Here is a 17,731-nt window from a genome sequence, read left to right as displayed (position 1 = left end):
ATAAAAACAGGACAAGGTGGGCATTTTAACAATTATGACGGCTTATTCAACGCCAATTCGCCATTAATTAGTGAAAGTTTCAACCTTCGTGATAAAAAGCTCTCCGAAGAGAGCTTAATTTTACATAGGATAATTAAAAATCTACTGCAATTCCTGATTTTGATTAACCTTGATATTGATCAACTTTATGGTTTGGTTGATCTACAAGCAATTCAATAAAAGAGGGAATAGATGTAGTGTTAAGCAGATACGGATTAAACTCATCAACATGATGATGATGAAAGAACTCTTTTATTTTCGTGTTAATGGGAGCAAATTTCATACTCCAATGTTTAAATAACCGTTGTTCGGATGGTTCTGAAAAGATGATTTCACAGTTCTGATGTCTCGAATCTTTCAAAATTAATTTATAAAATAGCGATTCGACCTGTTCTTTCTCACCTTCTAAATACTGCAAGAAGTATCCATTACCATAGTAAAGTACTCCTGTAATATCATTATGTGAGTTGAATTTGACTGCTTCAGTGAGAATATCAATTAAATCTTGTTTTATTTGACTATGTTCACTATTGGTTTTACTTGCATACATAAAGCCTATTAAACTCATAGCGATACTCGAAGATAGATTTCATTGTACATTCTGACATTTGCACACATTTCTTACAATGTAACCTAATTAAAACCTTGTATTTCAAAAGTAAAGATTATTTTCTTTTTGAAAATGACAAACTTTAACAACCCGAAATCTTTTGTAAATTAATACCAACTTAACAAGTTAATGAGACACTATTAATTTTAGTACAATTGAAAATTGTTTTTAATGTGTGGATGTCTAATGGAGAATCATGAAGTTATTCTTCAAGATGAACATCATAAACAGTTTAAAATTGTCAAAGTTCAAGATGTTCGTTTTGATAAGAATACCCTTAACAATAGCTATCAATGGTTATGGATATTTGATCATAGTTCGGAGTTTTTCCCATTTGAGTTATGGGATGAGCTTGATCATGCAACTGTTCATCAAAAAATCAAACTTGGTAATCAAGTTTTCAAGATTATCAAGATTCTGACGAAGAAAACGAAAGTTAGGCCCTCATGAAAGATAACTACTTAACCAAGTTAAAACCACTGAAACCAATGCTTTCGGCTGTTCAATCGGAATCATATGGCCCGTATTTTAAATTATCTCAAGCTTTGCATGTGGCAATTGATCTAATAATTCTATGGCTTCTTCCTTGGAGCGGAGCTGGTCCTCAGCACCAGAAATAATTAAAGTTGGACATGCGATCTTACTCATATCATAAGAGCTTCTATCTAACATCGATTGTTTTACGAACTCTTCATAACCCAAAGTTTTTCCCATTTCTTGGATTCTTTTTACAAGAGCACGATTCTGCACATTTGATGGATGAAATGTTTTTTCAATTGATATTGAGCTTAGCCCATGGAAAGTTTTCTCAGAATTAAGTTTAATTGCGGTTAACTTTTGATTTTTCTGCTCTTCTGTATCTGAACGTAATGAAGAGGCTATTAAAACAAGCGCCTTAACCTTTTCAGGAAATTGCTCCACTATAGATCTAGCGATATATCCTCCAAGTGAGAATCCAATCAATACAAAGCTCTCAGGCGCATTTTTAACAATATTCTGAGCAATCTCTTTTATTGTTTGCCCTTCTTTTAAAGTAGCTCGAGATATATTCCACTCTTTAGGCACCTCATTTATGACTTCATTCCACAGAGATTCGTCAAGCATATAACCAGGAATTAAAACAACTGAAAGTGGCTTTTGATTCATAAGTTTTTTAATACCTTACTTGTAAATTATAGCTAACAGCATTTTATGCTAATAAAAAATCGATAATTAGAATATTGAAGTAAAAAATAAAATCACTATATAAATTAAACAGTATTAACTCTACAAGCACGCCAGACTAAAACATTCCCTTTTTACGCTTGAAGGAGGTACACATGAAAGTTAGAGCATCACGTACGTATTCCGCTTCAGCAAATAATTATTTTATTTCCAAGGAATATGATTGTACTGTTATTCCTGTAAAAGGAATGTGTTTTATAGATTCTGGTTTAACTGAGAGTGGAGTGATTGAACCAGTAGAGATTATTGAAGTGACTATAGAACCAGAAACTAACTCGTATCATGTTCTTTTAGCACGCGATATACATGACTACGAAAAAGAAGAGCTAAAAAAGAAGTTTGAAGCTATGAAATCTCATGGCTGGGAATATATAGAAGGCTTACTTTGATATTTTCCTATCTCAAGCTATAAGTTAGTCTCTACCTATAAAAGCCCTCAGATGAGGGCTTTTATATAAATATTAACGCTTACATTGTTTTTAGTAATTACTTACTATTTGGCGAAACCATTTTTTCAGGTTTAACTACTTCGTCAAATTGTTCTGCTGTAACTAAACCAAGCTCAACAGCTACCTGCTTCAAAGTTTTATTTTCTTTATAAGCAGTCTTTGCAACTTTTGCAGAATTTTCATAGCCGATTACCGGATTTAGAGCTGTAACCAGCATCAGAGAATTATGCAAGAAGTGATCAATCTTGTCGCGATTAGGCTCAATTCCTACTGCACAATGGTCATTAAAGCTATTACACGCATCACCAAGCAATTGAATAGACTGCAATAAGTTATAAGCAATCACAGGCATAAATACGTTTAATTCAAAGTTACCTGAAGCACCTGCTACATTAATGGTCGTATCATTTCCAAGCACTTGCGCAACAACCATGGTCATTGCTTCACTTTGTGTGGGGTTTACTTTCCCCGGCATAATGCTTGAACCAGGCTCATTTTCTGGAATACGGATTTCACCAAAACCACAACGCGGTCCACTTGCCAGCCAACGAATATCATTCGCGATTTTGTTTAAGCTTACAGCCAAAGTTTTTAATGCACCTGATGCAAAAACAGCTGCATCACGACCTGCAAGTGCTTCAAATTTGTTAGGCGCAGTTACAAATGGCAAGCCAGTCAGCAAAGCAAGTTGAGCAGCTGCTTTTACGGCATAGTCAGGATGTGCATTTAACCCAGTCCCTACCGCTGTGCCACCTAATGGCAACTCATATAAACCAGTTAAAGCTTGCTGTAATCGAACTAATCCATGCTCAAGCTGAGATACATAGCCACTAAATTCTTGGCCTAAGGTTAATGGAGTAGCATCTTGCAAATGAGTACGGCCAATTTTGACAATATCTTGAAATTCATCTGACTTTCTTTGCAAAGTCGCTTTAAGTTGCTCTACAGCAGGGATGAGTAATTCGTTAATTTGTAAACTTGCTGCCACGTGAATGGCGGTTGGAAATGAGTCGTTTGTTGATTGAGCACGATTGACATGGTCATTTGGATGTACAGGTTTTTGGGCACCTAACACTTGACCTAATTTTTGGTTTGCAATATTTGCAATCACTTCATTGCAGTTCATATTACTTTGCGTACCAGAACCGGTCTGCCAAACGACTAAAGGAAACTGTGAATCCCATTTACCATCAATTACTTCTTGAGCCGCGCCCACAATATATTGACTCAAATCTTGTGGTAATTGCTCAAGTTCAGCGTTAGTTATTGCAGCAGCTTTTTTTACCAAACCCATTGCTCGAATCATGGCACGGGGTAATCGTTCTTGCCCGATTTTAAAGTTCTGCAAGCTGCGTTGAGTCTGTGCTCCCCACAATGCTTCATTTGGAACTTCAATCTCACCCATAGTGTCATGTTCAATTCGTGTTTGCATAGAAACCTCGGTTATCTCAATAAAGAACTCACGGGCTGAAGCAAGTGTTTGCTCTGGCTAGTTAATTTTGAATATCGTACTCAAGCATACTAGCATTGTAAATAAGAATCATTATCCTATCTCCCATTTAGAGTATTTTGATAAAAGCGCCATTCATCTTCGATCATTTGTTTTAACGGGCGTTTTGGTGACCATTGCAATAATGTTTTCGCTTTTTCAATATTAGCCCCAACTTGATCTAACTCAACATGTTTATAAATTGCTGGTTGTGTTGAAATCTCAGCTTGAGTGACCTGTGAAATTTCATCGAGTAATTGACGAATTGAATGAACTTGGTCATGGGCAATATTAAATGCTTCGCAACAATGCGTTTGTTCACGCAGCCAATGTAAACTCGCACTAACCGCCTCACATAAATCTAAGACATGTAGAAAACTGCGTTCAGTCGTATGATCTGACGTTTCAGCTTGATCTTGTAATTCAATCAAATCACGTTGCATTGCAGCGACTTGCATGGCAAGTGGTACGATATTTTTAGGCAGCTGAGCGACATACTCTCCAAGCACTCCATGCTCAAATGCACCCACGATATTAGATAATCGTAAAATCGCAATTTTCCACTCATGATCAATTTTATAAGTATCACGGATAATTTCTTCAATCATCTGTTGAGACTTAATATAAGGATTAGGATAAGCATAATTAAATTCTTCTGTTTCGCTCAATTGCAAACCAGATTTCCCATAAGCTGCAAGGCTAGACAGATGAATGAAGTGACGAACACCCGTACGTTGCATGGCACGCAGTAAACTCATGATGCAGCTAACATTATCATTATAATATTCAAGAGGTTTAAGGTTAGACTCTTCAATTGATTTAAATCCGGCAGTATGAATAACTGCATCAATTGAATATTGCTCAAACACCTTATTTAGCGCTGGTGTATTACGTACATCAAGTTTGACAAATGGAACATACATACCAGAAATAAACTCTAGTCGCTCCAAAGTTTGCAAGGTTGAATTAGCCAAATTATCGACGATTACCACCTCTTGCCCTTGAGCCATTAGACTCAACGCAATGTGTGAACCGATAAAGCCTAAACCACCTGTCACTAAAATCATTGTATACTTACCTTTCTCTTAATGTATCTACGCCCATTTAGACGTATGACCATAGTGAATTCTCAATGAGTACATTACTACTAATTACCTCTGCTCCTACTTCCATTCATGCTTGGCATGCGTTAGGACTTGCTCAGGCACTCAAAAGTAAAAATGAAGACTTCCGTGTATTCTTTTACCAAGATGGCGTGCAGGTTGCTAATGATTTTCAATGGGTTCCTGACGACCAGCGTAATTTAACGCATGAATGGCAAAAGCTTGCGATTCGTCTTCCTGTTTGTGTGAGTGCTGCCCTCGCTCGTGGTATTACAGATGCAGAAAATGCCAGTCGCCATCACCTTACTCATCACAACCTTGCCAAAGACTTTGAACTTGTCGGGTTAGGTGAACTTGCTGATGCAGTACAGTCAGCATCTCGTCTTATTCAATTTTAAGTTACTTTGTTTGCTTAGATTGTTGCTTTTAAAAGGTATATTGTGTGAAATCTGTACTCGTCATTTTAAGCCAAGCCAATTTAACCAGTCTTCAAATCAATGAAAGCCTTTCTGCTACTATGGTTTTAGCAACCTTTGGCTCACCAGTCAAAGTATTATTGAAAGATGCAGCTCTTAGTCTTCTGCAAAATGATTTGAGTTTTGATCAGTTTTGTCAGGCTTTCAAAGTGGCCTCAAATATGGTCGAAAGTTTTGAGTTCTACGACTTGAGCCCTATTCTGATTGAAAGTAAAAATCAGCAGCATCCTCTTGTACAAAAAACCGAACAAGAGATTGAATTCGTTCAGTTGAATGCTGAGTTCATTCAATCTTTTGATCATGTTCTATATTGGTAGATAAAGGTGTAAGTTTAATGAATCCGTCAACGCTTTATCTTGTGCAATCTTCTTACCATTCTACGCCGAAGATTATTGATGAATTAAGTTATCTTTTTCAGATAGGTGATCAAGTTGTTTTTATGGGTGATTCAGTTGCACACCTTTCTGCTGAAATGATTCAACCATTTGAATCTGTTTCATGCTTAAGCATCGAAAAAGACTTACTTGATACAGATACTTTATCTCAGGTGAAGGTATTAGATTATGATCAATTTGCTGATCTGGTTTTAACGTTTAATCGCTGTATTTCTCTTAAATAATTATTTAGGCTAGTTTCATGAATTTAGAATTAGACCAAGATGGTCATTTGGTTGATTACACAATCTGGAATCCTGAAGTTGCCCAAGAACTTGCCAAATCGCTTGATCTTGAACTCACCGATTGGCATTTTGAAGTTTTAGCGGCTGTACGTCAGTTTTATCAACAGTTTGGACATTCTCCAGCAACTCGCCCGCTGATTAAATTCTTAATAAAAACCGTCAGTCCAGATATTAATAATGCTGTTTTACAGCAAAAATTTAATACTGGTTTAGTGGCGCGTCACTTAAGTCGTTTAGCAGGGATTCCTAAACCAGCAAATTGTTTATAAAATTAAGTAAATTTCTTGGCAGCAGCGACGCATAAAATTGTTGCTGCTGTAACCACCAACATTGACCAACTTACTTGTTCGTGTAACAAGACCGCAGCAATACCTAATCCCATTAAAGGTTGCAAGAGTTGTAGTTGGCTAATCGCAGCAATTCCTCCTTGCGCAAGCCCTTTGTACCAAAAGAAGAAACCAATCAGCATACTAAATAAAGACACATAAATAAGACCTACTAAAGCTGATGTAGATATGTTCTGAAATGAAGCTGGCATATAGAAAATAGTCAAAAATAGCATAAAAGGTAGTGACAAAATAAGCGCCCAACAAATGACCTGCCATCCACCAATTTTTTTTGAAAGTACACCGCCTTCTGCATAGCCAAAGCCACAAAAAATGATCGCCATCAACATATAAAAGTCTCCTATCCCAAGTGAGGTATCACCAGAAATCAAAAACATATAAGTGAAGACAACCGCACTCCCTAAGACTGCAAATATCCAGAAAAATTGATTCGGTTTTTCACCGCCTCTTAACACAGCAAATATTGCAGTTGCGAGAGGTAAAAGGCTAATAAAAACGATTGAATGAACTGCATTCATGTATTGCAGAGCAAGCGCTGTAAATAGAGGAAAACCTATCACCACACCTAAAGAAACGATGGCAAGAGGCCACCAATCTTGCTTGGCTGGTTTTTTTTGTTTTAAAACCAAAATAAGAATAAGGCCTAAAATACCTGCAATTGCCGCACGTGCCGCAGTTAGAAAACCAGGATCGAAACCCATTACGGCTACGCGTGTTGCTGGTAGTGATCCCGCAAAAATAGCCACGCCAATAAAACCATTCACCCAGCCATTCATAAACCTATTCATAATTTTCTCCGTCACTATACGAAGAATTTAAGCTGTGCTAAGGTGAATAAACCAGATACAAAGCAGTACAATTTTAAAGAACTGTAATGTATTAATAACCAGTACAGTTCGGATTGTAAGTCAGTGAACCAGAACAAAACCAAAATTGAAATTGTCATTTCAGAGATTGAGCAACAAATAAAAAATCGATCTTTAATGCCTGGAGCACGCTTGCCTTCTGTTCGTAAGTTAGCAAATAATCTTGGCTTTTCTGTATCAACGGTTGTAGAAGCCTATGAAAGATTAATTGCTCTAGGCAAAATCGAATCAAGAAGTGGGTCTGGATTCTATATTGTTGGTCCGCTTGCCCCTCTTTCTTTAAGCGAATTAGGTCCTAAATTAGATCGTTCAGTCGATCCATTATGGATTTCACGCCAATCTTTGGAGGCGAAAGCAGATGTTTTTAAACCCGGTTGCGGTTGGTTACCTGATGAATGGATGCCATTAGACAGTATTCGTAAAGCATTAAGGTCGGCTGCAAGGAGCCCAGATGATTGTTTGATGGGTTATTCAACGCCATTAGGACTACCAGCTCTACGTGATTTACTGGCAAGACGCGCTCAAGCAAAAGGTATCAATGCAAATCTTAATCAAGTACTTTTAACAGACTCAGGAACTCAAGCGATTGATTTAGTATGCCGATTTTTACTAAAGCCCGATGATGTCGTTCTCATTGATGATCCTTGTTATTTTAACTTTCATGCATTACTTAAAGTTCATCAAGTTAAGGTTATTGGTATTCCCTACACACCAACAGGTCCTGACTTAGAAGCATTTAAAGAAGCAATTGCAACTTATAATCCACGTCTTTATATCACCAACTCAGGAATTCATAATCCAACTGGTGCAGTACTTTCTCTTTCTACGGCGCATCAATTATTAAAACTCATTGAACAATCAAATTTGATTGTTGTTGAAGATGATATTTTCTCAGACTTTGAATATAGCCCTGCTCCTCGACTTGCTGCTTTGGATAATCTTTCACGTGTAATCTTTATTGGAAGTTTTTCTAAAACGTTATCAGCATCTATTCGCTGTGGTTATATCATTGCAAAACTAGAATGGATTGATCAGCTCACAGACCTGAAAATTGCCACAAGCTTTTCTCACAATGGCGTGTCAGCTGAAGTTTTATTAAGTGCTTTAACAGATGGCTCGTACCGTAAACATATAGAATTACTAAAGGTTCGTTTAGCAAAAGCGATGCACGATACTATTACTAAACTTGAACCATTGGGTATAAAGCCATGGATTAAGCCACAAGCGGGAATTTTTGTTTGGTGTCATTTGCCAAAGGGAGTTGAAGCTTCAGAAATTGCAAAATACTGTATTAACCATCAGGTTATTCTTGCGCCAGGAAACGCGTTTAGCCAAGCTTCTAATGCTGGTCAATTCATCCGCTTTAATGTAACCCAGTCAAATCATGACCACATCTATAAGACTCTAGCTGATGCGATTCAACAAGAGTCTTCATGACTGGTAATAAGAGAAATTAAGCTTGTTTCTGCTTTTGCTGTATATATGCAAAATAACCCGGCCCAGCTGAAACTTGAACTTGTTTTGCATGTAAAGGTTCACGGCAAACCGAACATACCATGACTGGTTCAAACTTATGACCACAAGTTTTATGACGATATTCTAAAGGTTTGCCTAAGCCTTGATCCATCCATTTATCTGCCCAATTCGCCATAGACAAAATAATTGGATAAAGTTCAAAACCTTTATCAGTCAATTTATATTCAAAGCGTTCCTGACGATCAAAATAAGGAGCTTTGACTAAAATTTCATATTCAACCAACCGCTTTAAACGATCCGAAAGGACATGACGAGTGACACCTAATGACTTTTGAAAATCGTCAAAACGGCGTATTCCCATAAAAGCATTACGTAATATTAGCATCGTCCATCGATCGCCAATCACTGATAGCATACGAGCAACCGAACAAGGTTGATCACCGATGTCATCCCATTTCATCTTTATGCGTTCCTCGATATTTCCTAGCCTAATGGCCCTATTGTTTATACCCTAAACCACTTACCACGAATTATGCAAGATTCATTATAAAAATAACTTCTTATCAACTTTATAAAAGAATTTTTTATTATAAAAAAATAGTAAGCTATTATATGAATTCACTTAACAAATATAACTCACCCAATTGTATAGTGAGTTATATCTATTATTATTCATCATTAATTTGAGATGAATACGCCCTTCAAAATATGACCTGCTTCTAGTTTCACACTTGCTGGAATTCGTACCAGACAATTGGCCTGTATTAGATTACTGAGCATGTGTGATTGCTGTTTTGCCAGACTTTTAACTTTAAGTTGTCCATTGTCAAAATAAGCATGCATCCGTAGAAAACGTTCACGCGCATCATCTTTTAAATCATGATCTAAAATTGCACTAAACCACTCTGGTCCAGCTAAGTTTCCCTGCAAAATGTCAAGTAATGCTTTACCGTAAATCTGCATAGACACATAGACCGCAGCTGGATTACCCGGTAATCCCAGCAAATAACAACGGTGATCTTTTTCCGTGTGAGAATATTCAGCAAAAAAGAGTGGCTTGCCCGGCTTTTGTTTTACTTTCCAAAAGATCTGTTCAAAGCCAGTCTCAAAAGCGCATGGTCGAACAAAGTCATAATCACCTACTGATACTCCGCCTGTGGTTATGATGACATCATGACTGTCTTTTAACTCATTAAAGTAATGCGTGACTTGCGCCGCTTCATCTGTCACATGAATGAGTTCAACCTGCAAGCCATAATCTTCAAACCAAGCTTTTAGTAATGGGCCATTTGCATCAAATATTTTACCTTCAGCTAGATCTTCTGCTGTTTCGGCAACTTCATCACCCGTGATCAAAACAGCGACTTTCGGCGCACGATAGACCTCAACGGTTTGCACACCTGCCATACTTAAAGCAGCCAAACTTCCAATATTCAAAAATTGTCCAACTTGTGCAAGTAACTGCCCTTGCTGGATTTCTTCGCCAGTAAAACGAATATCAGCTTGAGGTCGTATATGCTCCGTTAAACAAATCTCTTGAGGCGAAACAACCGATACGATTTCTTGCCTCGCAACATGCGTTGTACCTTTAGGAATTTTACCGCCCGTAAATATACGAATTGCCTGACCTTCACTCAGAATGTCATGACTTTCGCTTCCAGCACGAATCTCGCCAATAACCCGAAACTTTTGATTGTTTAAATCTTCGGCATGACAACAAAGTGCATAACCATCTACAGCACTCTGAGAAAAGCTTGGTAGATTAATTTCTGAATAAATTTCCTTAGCAAGATACCTATTCAGGCTATTTTGAAGAGGTTGCTGAATCGAACCTAATTTTTTTGGTCGGTTACTAATCAGCTCAAGTGCTTCATTTATGCTAATCAAACCACGTTCTGCACCACAACCTGACATTATTCATAGCCTCCTGGATGTGGTAAGTCACGGCAAACATCAAAAATATGAACTAAGGCAGGTAAAATAGCAGCCATTGATTCGCTCGCTCCACCACGACTTCCCGGTAAAGTCACCACTAAAGAACGATCAATAAAACCAGCCACTCCACGTGACATTGCAGCATATGGCGTGCGTTTTTGTCCAAATGAACGAGCAGCTTCCATTAAGCCATCTAGCTTACGCTCTAAAAGTGGCTCTAGCGTATCAACTGTAATGTCACGCTTACCAATTCCTGTTCCACCAACCGTCATAATGCAAGCATATGATTTGCTCAACTCAAGCACTAAGTTTTTTAAAGTATCCGCTTCATCTGGCAAAATTTGGTAATGAATTGGGTCGAATCCTGCTTCGGTTAAAGTTTCAACCACAGATTTTCCAGCAGTATCGGGCTTTCTACCCGCTGCCACGGTATCGGATAAGACAATAACAGCAGCAGAAACAGGCTGACGAAGAACGCGCTTAAAGTGTGATTTTCCACCTTTTTTCTTAAGCAATTTACATTGATCCATCCAAAGCTCTTCTGGTTCACAATGTGGCTTTAACATGTCGTAAATAGTTAACCCTGCAAGACTTGCAGCCGTTAAGGCCTCCATCTCTACGCCAGTTGGACCAATGGTTTCAACTACAGCAACGATCTTTACAAAATCATGTTCTAGTTCATATTCAACATCTGCCCGATAAATAGGCAGTGGATGACACAAAGGAATCAGCTCATCGGTACGTTTTGCTGCCAAAATTCCTGCCACACGTGCGGTTTTTAATGCATCACCTTTTTCCGTATTCCCTTGTCTTAATAATTCAATACAGTGCGGTGGTGCATATAAAATTGCTTGTGCTTCAGCAACACGATAACTTTCCGGCTTCATTCCTACATTTTTCATTATTTATCCTAGTCGTACTTATTTCAGTGTGAGTGTTCATGGCCGGCATGATGGTGATGCTTGTGTTCGTGCGGTGCATCCTTACGAATACAGCAGCCCTCTACATAATGACTCGTGCCATCTGTAAAGAACTCTTCTTTAAACACAGGAACTTCATGTTTTACCCGCTCAACCGCTTCTTCGCATGCTTGAAAAGCTTCACGGCGGTGGGCTGCATAAGCAATGGCAATGATTGCTGTTTCGCCAACATCTAAATATCCAATCCGATGAACTACTCGCACATAAGATACCTGATACTTTTTCTCAATTTCCAGTTCAATTTCACGTATCATTTTTTCAGAAAGCGGTTTATACGAGGTATATTTCAGCGCTTTAACAGCTTTACCTTCATGATGGTTACGAACCGTTCCCATAAAAATATCGATTCCACCACATTCAGGAAATGTTTCAATAGGATCAAAAATATCTAGGCTTAAAGCCTGCTCTTGTATACGGGCAAAATCTCGCATAGCTTAGCCTCCTGCAACTGGTGATAATAAAACCAAAGTACACGGCTCACTTAAGGCCGATTGTCTTGTTATGACATTATCGCCAACAGCACATGCACATTTTTCCATCGCCTGTGTACATGACGGGTGTAATGAAACAATTTCATCTAATACATCTTTAACTAAAATATGGCTTGGACAAACTAACGAAAGATCTTGAGGTAGCAATTTTTCAATTGCACCAAATGATTCGATTTTAATTTGAATAGATTGCTGCATTTATCCCCCAAGCATATGCATGCTGATTTTACGGGTTTGTTGATGTTGTAAGGCATGGAAACCTTTGGCTTTATGCCAGATATAAGGATGAACCAAATTCTTTAATTTTTGGATATACATACCATATTCTGGAGTATGTTGTTTGCTTACCAGCGTTTGAAGCTGAGGCTTAATATTTAAGCCTTGCGGCGCAAATAAACAGTTATATAGTTCGCCTTTTGCGGTAAGCCGTATACGGTCACATTGGTGGCAAAATGAATGCGTAATTGTGGAAATAATTCCTAAATGGTAGCTACCGTTAATTAGATATTGACGCGCTGGCTCATGTTGCTGCTCGATGACTTGTACCGAATAATACGGTTGCAATACCTGTAAAATTTCAGCCTCACTTACCACATCTTTATTTGACCAAAGTGCATCACCATCAAGCGGCATAAACTCGATAAAACGCAAAGGAATATGATGAGCAATTGACCATTTCACCATAGGTAAGATTTGATCATCATTTCTATCTTTCATTAACACGCAGTTAATTTTAAAAGGTAATCCTACTTCTTTTGCAGCTTGAATACCCTCAAGAACTGGTTCTAACTTTTTCTTAGTGAGTTCTTTAAATTGAATCGGATCTAGGCTATCTAGACTAATATTTAAATCATCTAGGCCAGCGTCTTTTAATTGCTGAGCGTACTTTGCAAGGTAATGACCATTGGTAGTCATCGATATACGTTTTAAACCTAAACTTTTTAAAGACTGTAGATCTCGAATGAAATGAACAACTCCTTGACGCATTAATGGTTCACCACCCGTAATGCGAATACTTTCGATACCTTGCTGCACCATAAAACTGCAAAACTGAAAGAGCGCTTCGAAACTAAGCAAATTCTGTTTATTTAACCATTCAGGATGCTCAGGCATGCAATATACACACTTAAAATTACAGCGATCAGTTACAGAAATTCGTAACTTACGCTTGATGCGTCCATATTGATCTTGCAGAAGACTTGGCGCAGTTTCAGAGTGATATTGTTTCATCATTTGCACTCATATCGAGAACAGTTCAAATATTGCGAGCACCGATTATGAACAATCAAATACAAAAAATTGCGCCTAAATAGTGCTTTGTTTTTTATGCAAAATTTGTTCCAGCTCTACTTATCTTCCATAATATTTAACTTTTTATAGGTTTTTAACCGTACCTTCTCAAGAACAATTTAAAAATAAATCTCGAGATAGCGCGGTAAAATCTATGTTTTACTTGATTCTATTTCTAACACTTTTCTAGACGGATGGGTACATATTTATGGTACGGCGTTTTAGATAATGGATCACAATGTTCAGCAGAAATAAGTAAGTTTAATTGTGGCCCAATTGGTTCACCATTTTGAAATCGCATGCCATAACCATGTGGAAGTGATACAACACCTCTTCTCATCCCATCATCCAACTCAATAGCTACCTGAATTTCTCCATGTTTTGAAATACATTTAAGCTGACCACCTGCATCTACATTAAGCTGCCTCGCATCTTCAGGATGAATTCGTAAAGCACCTTCAGCATCTACTTTTCGCCAAGCAGGGTCACGGTAAATTTGATTAGCGTTATAACTACGTCGCTCACCCGACAAAAGGATGAAAGGAAATTCTTCAACATTCACCTCATGGCTTTTCAAGGTTGTGAGTTCGCTTAACATTTCGGGAATCGCAAGACGTACTTTCTTATCTTTATAAGCAACCAATTTCCAGACTTCATCATATTCATGTTGTGATAAAACCATACCTGAACGTTGCTTTAATATCTGCTCAAATAATTTGACACCTTGTGTTAATGGATTACCTTTATAACCTGCACGACGTACCGCGTTGGTGTGTAACACAGCATATTGAATAGACAGTGGCAATAAAAAAGCAACTGAAGCAGCCGAGTTTTCTAACTGCTTACCTAAAGTACGATAGATAATTGAAGCAGCAAAAGGAATATATTTTTTATGCCGTGCAAAAGTGAGTCCTAATGCTGACAAATACGGTAAATAAGCTGTTTTTTTAGAATCGACTGAAGCTATTTTTTCTAAAAGTGGAAAGCGTTTTGGAATCACCTGCATGGCTTCGAGTAATCGTGTATAAATTTCGGGTTCCGGCAAAGTATTCGCTTGAGCATTCAATACTGGATGTCTTAGGTGAAAGCCATTCTTAGGAAACTCAAGATTAAATCCCGTAAATTCCCATTTTTCAAACTGAGTGTGAGCCGGCAAAATGTAGTCTGCAATTCTCGCTGTTTCTGTCATAGCAACATCCACCACAACCAATAAATCTAATGCTTTAAAGGCTTCCTCAAAAGCTGGTGTATCAGGATAGGTTAATAGTGGATTACAACTATCTACAAACACAGCACGAATTCGCTTTTCCCCTGCTTTTAAGATTTCATCGGGTAAAATATTAGGCGGGAAAAATCCGGAAATCGGAAACATTTTATGGTAAACACTACGACGATATTTCGGCTTTCTTTCATCTGTATCGCTTAAGATTGGAATAAACATGGTATGCAAATTATTGGTACCTTGTTTTCCAAAGTTTCCAGTCAGTAAGTACAGTAGTTTTTCTAAATATCCGTTTAAGGTAGTATTTAAAGTATGTTGAATACCTAAATCAATACGTACACAGCCTCTTTTTGCCTTTGCAAAATCTCGAACGACTTGGTAAATCAAATCGACTGGAACATCAGCTTTGGCAATATAGTCTTCAATTGGAAATCGAATAAATGCTGTTTTTACATCGTCAAATCCTTGCGTATGTTGCTCAATAAATACTTCGTCATAAAGCTTTTCTTTAATAATGATCGCAATCATAGCCGACATTAAAAAAGCATCAGTCCCTGGTTTTAGCTGCACATGAATGTCTGCTTGTTTGGCCGTTTCGGTAACACGCGGGTCAAACACGACCATGGTTCGATTCGGATCTTTCTTAATATGTTTTAGGGTATCTCTTGCGTTAGGAATGCCATGGGCCTGAAAAGGATTTGTCCCAATGAAAAGTACATAATCTGCGTGTTCAACATCTTCTGTGGTATGGCAAGCCTGACTACCGAATAGGCGGCCATTGAGCCAGAAATCACCTGTTTTTTCTTGAGCAAGTGAGTTGTAGGCATAATAACTTTTCATGGCCAACAAAAGTTGTCGACCATACGCTGCGCCGAGGTGGTTGCCCTGACCACCGCCCCCAACAGAAGCAAAAGCAGTGCCGCCAAAAGTATCTCTAATCTGTACTAAACGATCAGCAATTTCTTGTATGGCTATATCCCAACTCACTTCTTGAAATGATCCATCAGGTTGACGTTTTAAAGGTGTAGTCAAACGGTCTGCATGTTGCTGGTAATGCTGTAATCTGGCAGCTTTTTGGCAAATGTAACCTTGAGAAAAAGGATGTTCGGGATCACCTTTAATTTTGACAAACTGGTTATCTTTAATTTCGACACTTAAACCGCAGTTTCTAGAACATAAGATACATGCGGTCACATCTGTTTTACTTTGCTGAGCTGCGTCCATCATTTTCTGGCTCCATTTATTTTTATACATCTGGCTAGAATGAAAATAACAAGTTCCAAAATAGAACTTAAACAATAAATAGTCAACCTCATAAAGATTAAAAATGTGGTTCACTCGGCCAATCGTTAAATGACAATTGATGTGAGATTTTTGACACATATTTCAGAATTTTAAAAAGAATTTATATATCAATCACAAATTTCAAATGAACTTAGGTATTACAATAATGAAAACAAACATGGAGATGATGCTGTTGCATTAATTCTAGCTTGGTTCACTAGTTTACATTTAGTTTGTAAGATTGAGTTTACCCCTATCCCATCTAAGGATGAGATAGAGTTAAAATTTGATAATTATGATGACTGGTTTAGTTCGGCTGGCTGGATTTAATATGAGCGCTCAGTTCGATCAACTCTAGAATATTGAGTTTCTGTTTCTGTCTTTTTTCGAGCTATAACTTCAAAATTTTGATATTGGGGGTTGTCTAAAGCATCAAGATAAATAATAGCGTATTTTAATTTCAGCTCATTATTAACATCAAAACAATCAGGGTAAGGTAAGCGGATACTAACGTTCTGTGGTTTAGATAATTTTTCAAATGTTTGATATTTAAATTGCTGGACAACCTCATCAGATTTTAAAACAGAAACTGAAACCTCTCTAGCAATAGCTCTACTATTATCTAAGCTAGCAGAAATAATAATATTTTTAAAACTTGAATCAGCTATCTTCGTACCGAACACATTATCTGGTCTTTCTTTAAAAACTCTTGGAACTGAAAAATGCCAAAATGGTTGAGCTTCGATAAGTTCTTTTCTTCTTTGAGTTTGGATTTGTTCCTTCGTTATATTTAAGTCATCAATTGTTGCCTCAGCTAACAATCTTTGTTGTTCAACACTATTTTGTAATTCTTGAGCCTGAAGGTTTAAAGCATGTGTATTTTGTTGTAACTCTCGACCTTGTTGCTTATATCCTAAATACAAAAATAAGAATGCTAAGGGTGCAAAAACACCAGCTAGAAAATCCCCCAATTCATTTGATGTAAGAAGAACTTTCTTTTCTGGATCAATAAAAATAAAAGCTAAGTTATAGCCTAAAATAAGTAAACCATAAATTAATGCCCCAAATATCCATGATTTAGAGAACGGTGTTTTTTGTGGTGTTGGATTCTGCATGGAATCATTTCTGCCTTATCATTAAGTTTAAAAAATCCACTAATTTAAAATGAGGTAATGAAACTGTTGGAACACTCCCCTTTGGTATCCGATTACCATAAGATTAGCCTCGTTATTATATAAAGTTATTGCAGGCTCACAAAATTGAATGCAGTTAGCCCGTATGACTAGTTTCACTCCGATCCCATCAACAGATAAGATAGAGCGAAATTTAGATGGCTATGATGATTGGTTTAGTCTTGTTATATGTTGGTAGTTTCTTCAGATTTCTCCCAGAAAATATGTGGAAAATTTTCAGGGATATGCGGAACTTCAATTGCAGTCACTCTAGGAAGGTTATGAATCCCGAAACTATAAATAAAATGAATATTTTCTTGAGAACCTAGCTTTGGAGGCTGCCAAAGTTTATAACTATCAACTTGTTGACTCAAAAAACACAACCTTAATTCTTCAGGCTTATATTCTAATTTTTCAGCTTTAAAATATTCAATCAATGAACTATTTACAAGCTCATATATATAAACCAATTCATCAACAAATCCTTCAGAAGCAATAGGCCTCAAATATGCAAGAACTCTTGGATTTCCATTTACACTGATACGAAAAATTGGAATTTCCCACCCCATCATATTTCTCCTAAATAGCTGGAATTTTTC

Annotated in this window: 20 protein-coding genes and 1 pseudogene; 7 read left to right on the top strand and 14 right to left on the bottom strand. The window is 37.4% G+C overall.

The window, feature by feature from the left end; translation table 11 throughout:
• Positions 1–163 precede the first annotated feature (163 nt).
• The gene (locus HJG58_RS05550; RefSeq protein ID WP_005073889.1) at positions 164–607 is read right to left on the bottom strand and encodes a BLUF domain-containing protein; all 444 of its coding nucleotides are present in this window, start codon (positions 605–607) and stop codon (positions 164–166) included.
• 228 nt (positions 608–835) lie between these two features.
• Between HJG58_RS05550 and HJG58_RS05545 the strand changes: the two genes are divergently transcribed.
• Positions 836–1,099 (top strand): hypothetical protein, encoded by a 264-nt coding sequence (locus HJG58_RS05545; RefSeq protein ID WP_002115584.1) that lies wholly within the window; start codon positions 836–838, stop codon positions 1,097–1,099.
• Here the strand turns inward: HJG58_RS05545 and HJG58_RS05540 are convergent.
• Positions 1,094–1,795, bottom strand: a pseudogene (locus HJG58_RS05540) (alpha/beta fold hydrolase). The gene HJG58_RS05545 and the pseudogene HJG58_RS05540 sit on opposite strands and share 6 nt — an antisense overlap.
• 173 nt (positions 1,796–1,968) lie before the next feature.
• Here HJG58_RS05540 and HJG58_RS05535 point away from each other — a divergent pair.
• Positions 1,969–2,262, top strand: coding sequence for a hypothetical protein (locus HJG58_RS05535; protein WP_086265618.1), 294 nt, complete (start codon positions 1,969–1,971; stop codon positions 2,260–2,262).
• A gap of 97 nt (positions 2,263–2,359) precedes the next feature.
• Here HJG58_RS05535 and fumC read toward each other — a convergent pair whose 3' ends face one another.
• Together fumC and HJG58_RS05525 are read right to left on the bottom strand one after the other, a co-directional pair.
• Positions 2,360–3,754: a class II fumarate hydratase gene (gene fumC, locus HJG58_RS05530; RefSeq protein ID WP_170248203.1), complete on the bottom strand. Its 1,395-nt coding sequence runs from the start codon at positions 3,752–3,754 to the stop codon at positions 2,360–2,362.
• Between the two features lie 116 nt (positions 3,755–3,870).
• Positions 3,871–4,878 (bottom strand): NAD-dependent epimerase/dehydratase family protein, encoded by a 1,008-nt coding sequence (locus HJG58_RS05525; protein WP_063099004.1) that lies wholly within the window; start codon positions 4,876–4,878, stop codon positions 3,871–3,873.
• Positions 4,879–4,943: 65 nt separating this feature from the next.
• On the opposite strand from HJG58_RS05525, the gene tusD reads away from it, so the two are divergent.
• The 4 genes from tusD to HJG58_RS05505 are packed head-to-tail and all read left to right on the top strand — an operon-like array spanning position 4,944 to position 6,338.
• Positions 4,944–5,312: a sulfurtransferase complex subunit TusD gene (gene tusD / locus HJG58_RS05520; RefSeq protein ID WP_002115623.1), complete on the top strand. Its 369-nt coding sequence runs from the start codon at positions 4,944–4,946 to the stop codon at positions 5,310–5,312.
• Between the two features lie 44 nt (positions 5,313–5,356).
• Positions 5,357–5,707, top strand: a complete 351-nt coding sequence (locus HJG58_RS05515; RefSeq protein WP_046812288.1) for a hypothetical protein — start codon at positions 5,357–5,359, stop codon at positions 5,705–5,707.
• A 17-nt stretch (positions 5,708–5,724) separates the two neighbouring features.
• Positions 5,725–6,009 carry a DsrH like protein gene (locus HJG58_RS05510; RefSeq protein ID WP_170248202.1) on the top strand — a complete coding sequence of 95 codons (285 nt, stop codon included), beginning with the start codon at positions 5,725–5,727 and terminating at the stop codon, positions 6,007–6,009.
• A 17-nt stretch (positions 6,010–6,026) separates the two neighbouring features.
• Positions 6,027–6,338, top strand: a complete 312-nt coding sequence (locus HJG58_RS05505; RefSeq protein ID WP_170248201.1) for a TusE/DsrC/DsvC family sulfur relay protein — start codon at positions 6,027–6,029, stop codon at positions 6,336–6,338.
• A gap of 2 nt (positions 6,339–6,340) precedes the next feature.
• On the opposite strand, the gene HJG58_RS05500 is transcribed toward HJG58_RS05505, so the two are convergent.
• Positions 6,341–7,204: a DMT family transporter gene (locus HJG58_RS05500; RefSeq protein ID WP_216076517.1), complete on the bottom strand. Its 864-nt coding sequence runs from the start codon at positions 7,202–7,204 to the stop codon at positions 6,341–6,343.
• A gap of 123 nt (positions 7,205–7,327) precedes the next feature.
• On the opposite strand from HJG58_RS05500, the gene HJG58_RS05495 reads away from it, so the two are divergent.
• Positions 7,328–8,719 (top strand): aminotransferase-like domain-containing protein, encoded by a 1,392-nt coding sequence (locus tag HJG58_RS05495; RefSeq protein ID WP_170248200.1) that lies wholly within the window; start codon positions 7,328–7,330, stop codon positions 8,717–8,719.
• Between the two features lie 16 nt (positions 8,720–8,735).
• Here the strand turns inward: HJG58_RS05495 and HJG58_RS05490 are convergent, their stop codons facing one another.
• From HJG58_RS05490 to HJG58_RS05450, 9 genes are all read right to left on the bottom strand, one after another.
• Positions 8,736–9,218, bottom strand: a complete 483-nt coding sequence (locus tag HJG58_RS05490) for a winged helix-turn-helix transcriptional regulator (protein WP_032053986.1) — start codon at positions 9,216–9,218, stop codon at positions 8,736–8,738.
• 218 nt (positions 9,219–9,436) lie between these two features.
• Complete coding sequence (locus tag HJG58_RS05485; RefSeq protein WP_170248199.1) at positions 9,437–10,672, bottom strand: molybdopterin molybdotransferase MoeA; 1,236 nt, start codon at positions 10,670–10,672, stop codon at positions 9,437–9,439.
• The gene (moaCB, locus tag HJG58_RS05480) at positions 10,672–11,595 is read right to left on the bottom strand and encodes a bifunctional molybdenum cofactor biosynthesis protein MoaC/MoaB (protein WP_000799987.1); all 924 of its coding nucleotides are present in this window, start codon (positions 11,593–11,595) and stop codon (positions 10,672–10,674) included. The genes HJG58_RS05485 and moaCB overlap by 1 nt, the downstream gene beginning before the upstream one ends.
• 23 nt (positions 11,596–11,618) lie before the next feature.
• On the bottom strand, positions 11,619–12,104 hold the full coding sequence (locus HJG58_RS05475; protein WP_170248198.1) for a molybdenum cofactor biosynthesis protein MoaE: 486 nt from the start codon (positions 12,102–12,104) through the stop codon (positions 11,619–11,621).
• 3 nt (positions 12,105–12,107) lie between these two features.
• Positions 12,108–12,362 (bottom strand): MoaD/ThiS family protein, encoded by a 255-nt coding sequence (locus tag HJG58_RS05470; protein WP_170248197.1) that lies wholly within the window; start codon positions 12,360–12,362, stop codon positions 12,108–12,110.
• Positions 12,363–13,403: a GTP 3',8-cyclase MoaA gene (gene moaA, locus HJG58_RS05465; RefSeq protein ID WP_170248196.1), complete on the bottom strand. Its 1,041-nt coding sequence runs from the start codon at positions 13,401–13,403 to the stop codon at positions 12,363–12,365.
• A 226-nt stretch (positions 13,404–13,629) separates the two neighbouring features.
• Entirely contained in the window at positions 13,630–15,903 is a 2,274-nt protein-coding gene (locus HJG58_RS05460) for a molybdopterin-dependent oxidoreductase (protein WP_170248195.1), read from the bottom strand.
• Positions 15,904–16,286: 383 nt separating this feature from the next.
• Positions 16,287–17,075, bottom strand: coding sequence for a hypothetical protein (locus tag HJG58_RS05455; RefSeq protein ID WP_170248194.1), 789 nt, complete (start codon positions 17,073–17,075; stop codon positions 16,287–16,289).
• A gap of 242 nt (positions 17,076–17,317) precedes the next feature.
• Positions 17,318–17,701: a hypothetical protein gene (locus HJG58_RS05450; RefSeq protein WP_170248193.1), complete on the bottom strand. Its 384-nt coding sequence runs from the start codon at positions 17,699–17,701 to the stop codon at positions 17,318–17,320.
• Positions 17,702–17,731 lie beyond the last annotated feature (30 nt).

It is taken from the genome of Acinetobacter geminorum (assembly GCF_013009345.1).
Lineage (GTDB): Bacteria > Pseudomonadota > Gammaproteobacteria > Pseudomonadales > Moraxellaceae > Acinetobacter > Acinetobacter geminorum.
Note: the sequence above shows the minus strand (reverse complement) of the source record. Positions and strands in the feature narration are given on the sequence as shown.

Bases quoted from the DNA above. Each gene is read 5' to 3' on its own strand.
- HJG58_RS05460 (WP_170248195.1), bottom strand. From the start codon at position 15,903: ATGATGGACGCAGCTCAGCAAAGTAAAACAGATGTGACCGCATGTATC.
- HJG58_RS05525 (WP_063099004.1), bottom strand. From the start codon at position 4,878: ATGATTTTAGTGACAGGTGGTTTAGGCTTTATCGGTTCACACATTGCG.
- moaCB (WP_000799987.1), bottom strand. From the start codon at position 11,595: ATGAAAAATGTAGGAATGAAGCCGGAAAGTTATCGTGTTGCTGAAGCA.
- HJG58_RS05475 (WP_170248198.1), bottom strand. From the start codon at position 12,104: ATGCGAGATTTTGCCCGTATACAAGAGCAGGCTTTAAGCCTAGATATT.
- tusD (WP_002115623.1), top strand. From the start codon at position 4,944: ATGAGTACATTACTACTAATTACCTCTGCTCCTACTTCCATTCATGCT.
- HJG58_RS05505 (WP_170248201.1), top strand. From the start codon at position 6,027: ATGAATTTAGAATTAGACCAAGATGGTCATTTGGTTGATTACACAATC.
- HJG58_RS05450 (WP_170248193.1), bottom strand. From the start codon at position 17,701: ATGGGGTGGGAAATTCCAATTTTTCGTATCAGTGTAAATGGAAATCCA.
- HJG58_RS05490 (WP_032053986.1), bottom strand. From the start codon at position 9,218: ATGAAATGGGATGACATCGGTGATCAACCTTGTTCGGTTGCTCGTATG.
- HJG58_RS05470 (WP_170248197.1), bottom strand. From the start codon at position 12,362: ATGCAGCAATCTATTCAAATTAAAATCGAATCATTTGGTGCAATTGAA.
- HJG58_RS05535 (WP_086265618.1), top strand. From the start codon at position 1,969: ATGAAAGTTAGAGCATCACGTACGTATTCCGCTTCAGCAAATAATTAT.
- HJG58_RS05510 (WP_170248202.1), top strand. From the start codon at position 5,725: ATGAATCCGTCAACGCTTTATCTTGTGCAATCTTCTTACCATTCTACG.
- HJG58_RS05545 (WP_002115584.1), top strand. From the start codon at position 836: ATGGAGAATCATGAAGTTATTCTTCAAGATGAACATCATAAACAGTTT.
- HJG58_RS05455 (WP_170248194.1), bottom strand. From the start codon at position 17,075: ATGCAGAATCCAACACCACAAAAAACACCGTTCTCTAAATCATGGATA.
- HJG58_RS05485 (WP_170248199.1), bottom strand. From the start codon at position 10,672: ATGTCAGGTTGTGGTGCAGAACGTGGTTTGATTAGCATAAATGAAGCA.
- HJG58_RS05550 (WP_005073889.1), bottom strand. From the start codon at position 607: ATGAGTTTAATAGGCTTTATGTATGCAAGTAAAACCAATAGTGAACAT.
- HJG58_RS05500 (WP_216076517.1), bottom strand. From the start codon at position 7,204: ATGAATAGGTTTATGAATGGCTGGGTGAATGGTTTTATTGGCGTGGCT.
- fumC (WP_170248203.1), bottom strand. From the start codon at position 3,754: ATGCAAACACGAATTGAACATGACACTATGGGTGAGATTGAAGTTCCA.